Here is a 10,778-nt window from a genome sequence, read left to right on the forward strand (position 1 = left end):
CGAAAAACAATCGAACATCGGCGCTTGCATCACCGCAAGCTCGCCGCATAATATCAACCAACCAATGGACCCAAACACTCACCTGTTTTAAGCTGGCATATGTCTCAAATTATCTGACGACGGACAAGTTACTCTAAGCGAGCGGCAGCTTTGTTGTCGTGTCCGGTTAGTCCGCTTTGGCGAATTTGTTGTGGAAAGCGGAAGCACCAATATTTGCACGATCAATCGAACTCTGGTTCAGGAGCTGTAACCGTTCCCCGCCGCGCTATGAAATAAAGCCCGGCGCCGACCACCAACAGTCCAACCAGAAGAGCAAATGCGCTCGCTGGTGCCTGAACTATCGTAAACAAGCCAAAGCCAACTGACACCGCGATTACCGGCCACCAGTAAGCCGCCAGATGCCCATCGTGCCGCTCGTCAGCCCGGCGCATCAGAACGACGAACGCTGCGGCCACGACCAGCCAGACGAGTTGCGCGCCAAGGGAAGTCATGGTTGCCAGAAACGTGAATGCGCCGCTGGCAAGCATCACTGCTACAATCGCAGCAAATAACAAGGTAGCGCGGTCTGGTGTCTTCAACTCGGGGGAGACATGCGCAAATGTCGGAGGTAACAAACCACAATCGGCCATAGCGAATACAACGCGAGGTCCAACGATGAAATAGCTTAGCGCATTTGTAGCTATTGAGAATATAGCCGCGAGGCTGAGTAGAAGCGCGCCGTTTTCTCCCAAGACTTCAGCTGCAGCAGATGCCAGTGGTGTTAAATCGCCTTCGCCTTGCGGCGCACCGGCGGCGATGTAAGCCCACTGAACCGCCATGTAGAATAAAATGATCATGCCCAACGAACCCAGCATTGTGAGTGGCAGATCACGGCGCGGATTTTTGAGTTCGCCTGCTGCAAGGGATGAACTCGCAGCACCGGAAAACGCAAAATATACTAGTAGCGCGACGCTTTCGAAGCCGCCGAAGCGGGGAATGTCGAACTCGGTCGCAATGCCGCCGGAGGCGAAAGCGACCGCACATAAGAGGAGGATCGGACTGACTTTGAGCACTGTTCCGATAGCGAGCGCGCCGACGCTGTTCTTCATTCCGGAGAGGTTGATCCCGGTTAGCGCTGCGAGCAAGAATGCAAGCGCGATGCCCCGTGCCACGACTTCATCGAAAACGGGAAATATGACCGCCAGATAGGAGACAAGCACATACAGCGTCGCCGCGCGCCCTGAAGCCATGGCGATAACCAGGACCCATCCTACCAGGAACCCTACAGGCGGACCGAATGCCGCCTGACACCATAGCTGCGGTCCACCAGAATCGCGGAACATGCTAGAAAGCCGTGCCGAAATGAAAATACCGGCACTGAATAGCAAGCCAAATATCAGGAACATCCAGGGCGCAAAATTTCCGACCTCGGAATAAAGCAGAGCTGGAAGGGCAAAGATACCCGCGCCGACCATGCCGTTGACGCTCATTAACGTGGCGCCCAGTGGTCCAACCACCCTTGGTGGTCGAGTATCAGATCCCATGGACTATCCCCCTTTCAAGGAGAAGGCATGACTTACGCGTTCATGTCAAAGTTATTCGTTCATATGCTGGCGCAGACCCGCCACACGCAGGAAAGGGAGCGGTGCTCGTTTAATCAAAACGGGGAACACATCCCATCCTAGGGGCCAGACGATAGAAACAGAAAAGTCCGCTATGTTGTCGTGTCCGGACAGTCCGCTTTCGTCGTATTTGTTGTGGGAAGCGGACATTTTGCAGACCAATCATTCGGAAATTGAGACGCTGCCGATTGGCGGTGCGATCCTTGCACTGCCTCAATCAAAAATCAGGTGCATTTGCTCTGACATTGCCATGCCGCAGCAGGGGCGAGGCCCGGTCAATTTGCAACACCAATCGACGTTTTGTGGCTTCACGGTCTGTTAACATTGCTCCCGTCGATTCTCCGATACTCAATATCGTTGGCCAAAGGTGCTGACACAAGCAGACCCTTGACTGACCCGCCCCCATCCCGCGTAAACTCCAAACGCTGAAACCCCGTTTCCGCTTCAGGCCGGAACGTATCAGGTTGATAGCGGGCAAATGGGACGTGTTTGGCATCGCCGGTGCGCAGCCAGAGTTGTCCGCCCTGAGCGTATAGTATGAGCGTTTGTTGTAGAGTGTCGCTGTAATAGGTGCCGATTAGTTCATCGGTGTCCAGCGGTGTTTGAGGCACTGGCTGCATAGCGGCGCGCGGTGCGGGGATGTAGCCATCTTTGCTGACTTGCCAGCGCATTTCAGTCGCGCGCTCGGCTCCCAACGGCCCCTCCTCAAAATCGTGAAACTCCAGCCGCAATTCCCGCGACGGGTTAAGCATAAACACGCCTTTGCCGATTTGCGGCAGAGGCACACCCTTTTCGCCAAATGTCGCAAAGGTGAGCGCATCTCCGTCGCGGCGCAGGGAGAACTCAACCCCTGCGAATAGGCGATAATCTCCAGTATATCGGTCGAGCTGCTCCCCGGCCTCTGGCACAAATTCCGCTATCTCTTCTGCTTCAAGCTGATCCGCGAGAACGATCTCCGCCACATCGAAAGCAAAAGCAGCTTTTAGGAAATCGCTGCGATTTCCGATCACCGCGATGGCAACCTGCTTGCCCGGTTGGTCATCTGTCACACGCAGAAGGAAGCTTCTGAAACCCCCGGTACTCCCGCCATGCGACCAAGTATCAAGCCCGCGAAAATTGCGATATTCTTGGCCGTTGGTGGCGATCAATCGGCGGCCATTGGGCAGAGTAAAGCGCGCCGCCATGGCAGCGACTACGCCGCTCACGTTGGTCCCGCCAATCTCGCCAGAATTCAGAGCCTGGGCCCAGAGCAACAGATCGCGCGGATGTGTAACGATGCCGGTCGAGCCATATGTGGCAGACAAAAGATGCGCTTTAGCAAAGCCAGCGTCGGCTGGGTCATAGCTCGCTGCGATGTTTTCTATGATCCGGTTGGGATCAGTAAGCACGAAGCTCTGCGTCATGCCGAGCGGGCCAAAAACGCGATTTTGCATGAACTCAGCGAAGGGCTGGCCTGACACTCGTGCAGTCACTTCAGCGAGCAATTGATATCCGGTGTTGCTATACTCCTGACGCTCTCCGGCGGTAAAATTGCCGCTGCGTTGGCGGAAGATTAGGTCGAGCGCTTGGTCCGCCGTGACAGGCGATGCCTGAGTCTGCCCGGTGAGCAAGAGTAGGCCGCTCTCTTCGCGCAGGCCGCTGGTGTGGTTCAGTAAATGCCGGATCGTTACGGGCGTGGGGCGGGCTTCCAATTCAGGGATAAAGTCGCGTACATCCTGATCAAGCGAGAGCTTCCCTTCTTCGGCAAGCAGCACAATCGCAAAGGCCGTGAATTGCTTACTGATCGAGCCGATGTGGAACCGCGTGTCCGCACCAATGGGTACGGCGCGCTCAAGGTCCGCCTGACCCGCCCAGCGTTCATAGACCAGCCGTCCCCCGACGGAGACCGCGATGCTGACGCCCGGTTCACCGGGCGCTTGGTGACTATCAACCAAGCGGTCAAGCGCTGCCCAATCAGCTTCATTGGCCTGAGCTGGCGACGCGGCCAGCAATCCGGCGGCGAGCATGCCGAGGAGCGCGCTAAGAAGGTTGGAGATGAAGGCGAGAAGTCGGATCATGTTAGTGGGCTCTTATGGTTCTTCGGTTCGGGACTACCGAAATGCCTATAAAACCCTAGCCATGCGTCCGAATACGCGAAGTCGAACCTATTTTCTGCGGTGTTTTTTGCGATAAGCCGACGGTGTCATGCCCACATGTTTCCTAAACGCGGTGTTGAAGGACGACTTTGCGTTGAAACCCGATTCATAGAGGATCTCAGTCACGCTCTGGGTACTGTCTGTCAGCAATTCTTGCGCATGCTTGATGCGGTGGCGGTTTAAAAAGTCGAAAAAGTGCAAACCATGCCGCTGATTGATCAATGCAGACAGATCTTTGGCCGCAATCCCGCTGCGCCGGGCCAGCCGCGATAGCGACATGTCGGGATCGAGATAGGGACGCTGCTGATCCATAAATGCCGCCAAATGCTGCTGATCACCGCAAGCCTTGTCGCCATCGGAGGCATCGATTTCCTTCGCCGCTGACACGAGCAACTTGTCCACTGCGCGAAAGACCTGCGGCGACAGCAAGGCTTGAAAGGCAATCGCCACAGTGATCGCAAGGACAAGGAGCGCCGCAATCATTTGCAGCGTCGTCAGAATATCTGCGGAAAGGGAGGCCGCAAAGGCAGTCCGAACTACAAACAGACCATGTGCAATGAGTGAGGATGCGACGAGCAAGGCGAGCCAGCGCCAGCTCGCCGATTTCCCGACAAAGCGCGCTTTCATCTCCTGACGAACCCGCCAAAGAGCATAAATGGCGGCGGCCATATAGATTGCATATTGCACTTCAAACACGGCGCTCAGGTAAGGGATATCTGCCTTTGCTACAACGAAAGCTAAGACTAAGACCGCAGGCAGAAGGTGCAGTGCATCAAGAGCGCGCAAGGATCTCCGCTGGAAACAGCTGAACCAAATGAAGCCGGTGAAAAATGGCATTTGGAGCATCGCGGCAACCGGACGAAAACTGCTGATCATGGGATGCGCTGCCCACCAATCGCCTAGAAACCAGGCGCTGATATCTACAGCCGTGGTAAACAGGAACAGCGCAAGCAACGAGTTCGCGAGCCGGATAGCCGAGGGCAAGAGCAGCAAGAACGCGCCCAGCAAAATGGCCATAAAGGTTGCGAGCATCGCCGCAGTGGGAACGATCAAATCCATGCCAGCATGTATCTGTTCGCCCGCGCCCTATTTCGCAAGCGTTGTGTGCACACGCTGCCATGATTTAGGATCTGGGCGTCTGTTAAAGCCCGCCATTCGTTCAGCTTCCGTTTCTGGGTCGTCTTGAGACAGTCAGCTTTTGGATCCTACTCGGTTTTCACAACTTTCGAATTGTTCTATCGGGTTGGTGATGGAAGCCATTTTTGAATTCATTTTTCAGTTTGTTGTTGAGGTATTGCTACAAGCGTTGGCGGAAATGCTGGTCGAACTCGGTTATCGAAGTGTTGCTGACACGCTGCGTCGACCTCGCAACCCAGTGTTGTCGACTATTGGATTCATAATCGTTGGTGCAGTTGCAGGCGGCGTCAGTCTCTTGATATTGCCGCATTCCCCAATTCAGGACCCAATGTTCCGCACGATCAACCTCTTTGCGACGCCGACAATCTTAGGGCTTATGATGATGTTGGTTGGTAAGCTTAGACAGAAAAAGGGTCAGGACTTGGTTCACATAGATAAATTTGGATACGCCTTCGTATTCGCGTTCATTATGGGACTGGTAAGATTTATCTGGGCAACGTGAATGTCCTCTTCGATTGAATACTCCGATTAGCAGACCTTCGGCGCACCTTCTGAAACTATGGCTGGAAATAGGAATCTAGTATTGGTGCCTGAACGGCCGGAATGTTTTGGATGGCAGACGTCTGATTTACCACGAGAAAAGCTGATTGCAGAAGTTCAGCGGCAACGTATGTTGCCTCAATGAACAACCGAGAGATGCTGACCAAAATCGATGGGCAAATGTTGGCGGAAGCATTTTCGCTGGAACATCATCTAGCGGCCGTGTCGGCTGGGAATGCTACGGCTCGCCTGCTGGCATCACGGCAGTGGACAGAACGATTTGCCGTCAACGCTCAAGGGCAATGTGTCCTCATCCCGGTGCGGCTGCACTTTGCTTCTGAGCGGTTGCCTCTATCTATCAGCGATGAAGCATGGCTTTTCGCTCGCGCTCTGCAGACGCGCAGCAATGACGGGTTTGAGCGTCAACGTGCAGTCCGCGATTTGCTAGCAGATTTAAGGCCTTGGGCCGCACCCTTCATTGTGGCACTTATCGGAGAGTATATCGTAGAGATTTTGAACGACATTTCCGCCGCGCTGACGGATGAAAATACACAGACCCTTGCTACGTTTATCTTACAAAATGAAGGCTTCTGGAACACGACCAAGCGCCGGGTGGCAAGCTATTGGAACGTATATTACCGATCAAACGGATGCAGTGAATTGCGCCATGCGTATCGGCGAGATGAATACATTGGTTTCAAGATAACCGACCGGATTGAAATGGCGGCTTTTGGGAGAACCTAAATGGAAACCCAACGGTCGAAAAGTTGTGGGGAGCGGAACGGCGGCTAACGGGGTAGGATTGAGGAAAGCAGACACTCAAATTGGGGAACGAGGCCCAACACTGATGTGCTTCAGCCCTTCGGGGGGACTTGCATTTGAGGAACGAAAATATCGAAACTGCCAGCTCGTCCGAGGTCGTATTAGAGCTGTCTACCACTAAGTCATTTGGCCTCAACCCGATGTGGACACTTCGCGATTGGCCTTCCGTTAGTCCAATCATTCTGCCGCATCTGGAACAGTACCGCCACGAATGTCCCAAGAATAGCGACGACGCCAGCCGTTTGGGCGATATAGTTGATGTCTTCGAGAGTCATTTCCCCATCAACCGTTCGGCAATCGCTTGATAGGCCGGGAGCGAGATATCGTCGAAATTGCTGTTGCCCGCCTTGGGGTTTGACGCAAAGCGGACGATGACCATTTCGGCCTTGGGATCGATATAGATGCCCTGCCCATGGATGCCGCGCGCCATGTACGCGCCGTGGGCATTGTGGCTGACCCACCATTGGCTTTTATAGCTCCAGCCGGGGAGGGTTTTGTAGCCCGCTTTGGCGAAATCCTCCTTGTTCGCGCCAGCCCGGATGCGCGCGACGACTGATGCGGGCACAATCTGCTGACCGTTGAAGCGCCCGTTCAGCCGCATCGCCTCGCCAAACCGCGCCATGTCGCGCAGCGTCGGATTAAGCCCGCCGCCCATCGCGGGCGAACCAGCGCTGTCGACGACGACATCGGCGTCATGCTCGGTCCCGAGCTTTGACCAGACGCGCTCGCTCAGCACAACATGCGGGCGCTTGCCGGTGACGCGCGCGATGATCCAGCTGAGCACTTCGGTGTTGACCGTCTTGTAGGTGAACTGCGCCCCATGCGCGCCTTGCTTGGCGACGGTCGGCAGATAATCATAAATCGCGCGCGGCCCCGCATAGCCCGGCGGCGCGGGGCGCATGCCCGCTGCGACGCCATATTTAGCGACGCCGGCATTGGGGTCGGTATAATCCTCCGAAGAGGAAATGCCGGTGGTCATATCGAGCAACTGCCGCACCGTTGCGTCGCCAAACCCGCTACTCGCCAATTCGGGAATGTAGCGCGACACGGGTGCAGATTCATCAATCTTGCCCTCGGCGATCAGCATTTCGGTGAGCGTACCAACATAGCTTTTGGTCACCGACATCGCGACATGCGGCTGGTCAGCATTCATCACGCCAAAATAGCGTTCATAAACGATTCGTCCGCGATGCAGCACCAGCACTGCATCGCCATAAACCGCCTCAATCGCCGCATCCCAGCGCATCGGCTCGGTCTTGCCAAGCGGGATGAAGGTGACCGCGTCCAGATCGGTGCGCATGGCGACGGGCAGTTTCGCGACCGGGCCAGAGCCGCGCGACACCCGCGCCGTGGCAGTCAGTTCTCGGTAATGGGCGAACGACCAGCGTATCTGCGGCCAATCCCGTGCAGGGCCGCCATCAAAGGTGATGCGTTTGTCGGGCGGCGGCGGGCTGCCCTGCATCCAGCCCATTTTGACGGGGTCGGTCTCAGCGGGGCTGGCGGGGCCTTGCTGGGCGAATGCGGTGGTGGCAGCGAGTATCGTGCCCACGGCCAATGCGGCTCGGATTCCGGCCTTGAAACTGGTCATATTTTCTTCCCTCTGAACGTTATTGTCGCTTCAACCCGCGCCGTGGAAGGCGTCATATACCACCGCGTTGAGCTTCCAATGATCTTCGCGCCACATCGCAAACATCTGGCGGCTGAAATCATCGGGCAACACTTCGAGCGCATCATCGGCCAGCTGGTCCAATATCTCCTCGATTGTGGTACCCAGGTCGGCCACATCAAAGGGCAGTTCCTTGGCCATGTCGGTGTCGATTGGGCCGGGCATCACCGCGTGCACCGCGATGCCGCGTTTGGCGAGTTCGATTCGCACCGACTGGGTGATCGAGTAAACGGCGGCTTTTGACGCGCTATAGCCCGAATGGAACGGCCCGGCCTGCAGCGAGGTGATCGACGCAATATTGACCAGCGCGGCCCCCGGCTTGCCCTCCAGGATCGGAACAAAGGCGCGCATCATCCGCAGCGTGCCCCAATGATTGATCTCCATCACATGGCGAAATTCCTCCATCGATCCGTCGAGCGTGGTCGAATAAGCAATCACACCGGCGTTGTTGATGAGCAGGTCAACGTCGGTCGCCAATGCCGCCGCCGCATCCACCTGCGCCTGATCGGTCACATCAAGCGCGAGCGGGATGACGCGGACATCGCCGAAATCGGGCAGCGAGGCGATGTTGCGTGCAGTTGCATAAATGCGCGCAACCCCGCGTTTCAGCAGCCCCTCGACCAGCCCCTTGCCAATGCCGCGATTGCTGCCGGTGATCAGTAGCGTGCGTCCTTCATATTTCATGCGCCTTCTCCTTTTACCAACACCGGCAATTGCCCGGGATTCTCCCCCAGCACCCGCACCCAAGCGATTGTCTCTGGTTGGACGCTCAGCCGGGGATCAAGCGCCGCAACGCCGCGCACCACTTCCTCCAGCGTCATCCGCGCCAACCAAGCGCCGAGGCAGAAATGCGGCCCACCGCCAAAGCTCAGCATCCGCGGTGCATCGGGGTCGAGAAAGCGGCGTGGCTTGAAGCTGTCGGCATCGGGCCAGACGGCAGGATCGCGGTTGGCGGTCCAAGTGGAGAGGAAGATCAGCGATCCCGTGGGGCAGTCGACGCCGCCCAGCGCTAGCGGCTCTACAACCGACCTGAAGGTCGCCGACACGCTGGGTTCGTAGCGGATCGTCTCGGTCACCATCGCTTCGATTATCGCAGGGTCATCGCGCACGTCGACCATCGCTTGCGGGTGGTTGAGCAGCGTCAGCAATGTGCAGCCAATCTGGCTTGATGTCGTATCGTGCCCGGCGACGAGCAGATTGGCAACCATAGCAGCGGTTTCTTCGCGGGTCAGCTGGTCACCATCCTCTTCCGCCGCGATCAACGCCGAAATCAGGTCGTCGGCGGGGGCGTCCTTCCGCCGGTCATGGAGTTCGAGCGTATAGTCGAGCAAGGATTCAATGGCACCTGCGGCGGCGGTAATCTGGTCGGGGGTCATAAAGTTAAAGATCGGCCCAAGCGCATCGATCCACGCGATAAAGCGCGGGACGTCGGCCCCCGGCACGCCAAGCAATGCACACATCACAGCGGTCGGCACATCGCTGAGCGCCGCCATCAGATCGCCCGAGCCATTGGCGCGGATAAGGTCAAGCCGCTCCGTCACCAGCCCCGCCGCCACATCGCGCAGCCCATCAATCGCGCGCGGGGTAAAGGCCTTGCCCACGAGCCGCCGCATCCGGCTGTGCTGCGGCCCTTCGGTGGTGAACATGATGTTGAGATACCAGTCGGGAAAGCGCCCCGGCGGAATGTCCTGCATTTCGAACACCGCCCGCCCGCCGCCGACCAGCCGCTTGTCTAGCAGCAAAGCCTTAACCTGCGCGTTGTCGAGCGCATAGGGCACGCCATTATCGTCATTGATCGCGACGCTGCCCGCCCGCGCCGCCGCAAACACCGCCGCGCGCGCGACTTTGGGATCGGTGGCCGGGGTGATGCTGAAATGCTGGATGGTCATGGCTTGCGGCCTCCTCTCGGCAATGTTCAATACAGCCGCGAATGCTGGCCGCCCTGCACGGGGATCGCCGCGCCGCTGATCAGAATAACATTGTTTTCGAGTCCGGTCATGATGAATGCCCCCTCCCATAAAAGGTGTAGCATGATTGATTGCCCTAGCAAATAATCAAGGGTGACTTCCGCTTTTGGAGTGCTTGGCAAGTTCCCTTTGGTGTCCGCTTTGTTGTCGTGTCCAGACGGTCCGCTTTGGCGAATTTGTTGTGGTAAGCGGACGAATTGTCTTATCGGGCCTGATAGAGCTGAACCGCCTCCCTCACGATCATTTCCTCAGTTTCTTCCATATTAGTGCCTGTATAAGCCTCCATCCGCCATGACCCATCGAGATAGTGTTTGCCGAGAGGTGACTCCAGAAAACTCACGATTCCCCGTAATTCTTCCTCGGAAAATTCCCAGTTTATATGACCCTCATATGCTTCCTGATATTGCGGGCGATACTTCTCGTAGACCCCTTTTAGAGCGTCAATGGGACCTTTCCATTCACCGATAAGCGTGTTCTTCTCAGGAGCATTTTCGGTGCCTTGCCGCCACCCCAACTCAGGAATGAACGCGTATCTTTCTAAAAAAATCCCTGTGTCGATCCTGCTTTGAAGGCCAGATGACTTCATAAACCTATGGATCAGAGCCAACTTCTCTGCACTTGGCGGGGAGGATTCCTGTGCGGATGGCGCATTCATAGCTTGGGAACTTTCGGGCTCCGCATGGGCTGGCGAATTATAGCCTAGGACCAACAGAGCGATGCAAATTAGTCTTCTCATTCAAACACTATGACATCTTTGACAATGTCCGCAATGTTGTCGTGTCCTGACAGTCCGGTTTCAGGGCAAAAGGACAGAAAGCTGACGTTCCAGGCGCCCACACCAAGAGTCTGTTCCCGCTAACTTAGCGGACATTGGCTCTGGAGTTTTGATAAGCGCATAAAATCTACTTTG

9 protein-coding genes are annotated in these 10,778 nt (G+C 56.4%); 2 read left to right on the forward strand and 7 right to left on the reverse strand.

What is annotated here, in order from left to right; translation table 11 throughout:
* Positions 1–221: 221 nt before the first annotated feature.
* The 3 genes from ACKVOS_RS13515 to ACKVOS_RS13525 form a co-directional block, all read right to left on the reverse strand.
* On the reverse strand, positions 222–1,523 hold the full coding sequence (locus ACKVOS_RS13515) for an APC family permease (RefSeq protein ID WP_409212513.1): 1,302 nt from the start codon (positions 1,521–1,523) through the stop codon (positions 222–224).
* Between the two features lie 386 nt (positions 1,524–1,909).
* Complete coding sequence (locus ACKVOS_RS13520; protein WP_409212514.1) at positions 1,910–3,658, reverse strand: serine hydrolase domain-containing protein; 1,749 nt, start codon at positions 3,656–3,658, stop codon at positions 1,910–1,912.
* A gap of 87 nt (positions 3,659–3,745) precedes the next feature.
* A complete protein-coding gene (locus tag ACKVOS_RS13525) occupies positions 3,746–4,795 on the reverse strand; it encodes a helix-turn-helix domain-containing protein (protein ID WP_409212515.1) in 1,050 nt (349 codons plus the stop codon).
* Between the two features lie 190 nt (positions 4,796–4,985).
* Here ACKVOS_RS13525 and ACKVOS_RS13530 point away from each other — a divergent pair, with 190 nt between their 5' ends.
* Both ACKVOS_RS13530 and ACKVOS_RS13535 read left to right on the forward strand, forming a co-directional pair.
* Positions 4,986–5,375 carry a hypothetical protein gene (locus ACKVOS_RS13530; RefSeq protein ID WP_409212521.1) on the forward strand — a complete coding sequence of 130 codons (390 nt, stop codon included), beginning with the start codon at positions 4,986–4,988 and terminating at the stop codon, positions 5,373–5,375.
* Positions 5,376–5,569: 194 nt separating this feature from the next.
* Positions 5,570–6,157 carry a hypothetical protein gene (locus ACKVOS_RS13535; protein WP_409212516.1) on the forward strand — a complete coding sequence of 196 codons (588 nt, stop codon included), beginning with the start codon at positions 5,570–5,572 and terminating at the stop codon, positions 6,155–6,157.
* A 349-nt stretch (positions 6,158–6,506) separates the two neighbouring features.
* On the opposite strand, the gene ACKVOS_RS13540 is transcribed toward ACKVOS_RS13535, so the two are convergent.
* The 4 genes from ACKVOS_RS13540 to ACKVOS_RS13555 form a co-directional block, all read right to left on the reverse strand.
* Positions 6,507–7,823: a serine hydrolase domain-containing protein gene (locus tag ACKVOS_RS13540; protein WP_409212517.1), complete on the reverse strand. Its 1,317-nt coding sequence runs from the start codon at positions 7,821–7,823 to the stop codon at positions 6,507–6,509.
* Between the two features lie 30 nt (positions 7,824–7,853).
* Positions 7,854–8,585, reverse strand: coding sequence for an SDR family NAD(P)-dependent oxidoreductase (locus tag ACKVOS_RS13545; RefSeq protein WP_409212518.1), 732 nt, complete (start codon positions 8,583–8,585; stop codon positions 7,854–7,856).
* The gene (locus ACKVOS_RS13550) at positions 8,582–9,790 is read right to left on the reverse strand and encodes a cytochrome P450 (protein ID WP_409212519.1); all 1,209 of its coding nucleotides are present in this window, start codon (positions 9,788–9,790) and stop codon (positions 8,582–8,584) included. The genes ACKVOS_RS13545 and ACKVOS_RS13550 overlap by 4 nt, the downstream gene beginning before the upstream one ends.
* 280 nt (positions 9,791–10,070) lie before the next feature.
* A complete protein-coding gene (locus tag ACKVOS_RS13555; protein WP_409212520.1) occupies positions 10,071–10,523 on the reverse strand; it encodes a hypothetical protein in 453 nt (150 codons plus the stop codon).
* Between the last annotated feature and the right edge of the window lie 255 nt (positions 10,524–10,778).

Source organism: Sphingorhabdus sp. (assembly GCF_046154385.1).
Lineage (GTDB): Bacteria > Pseudomonadota > Alphaproteobacteria > Sphingomonadales > Sphingomonadaceae > Sphingorhabdus_B.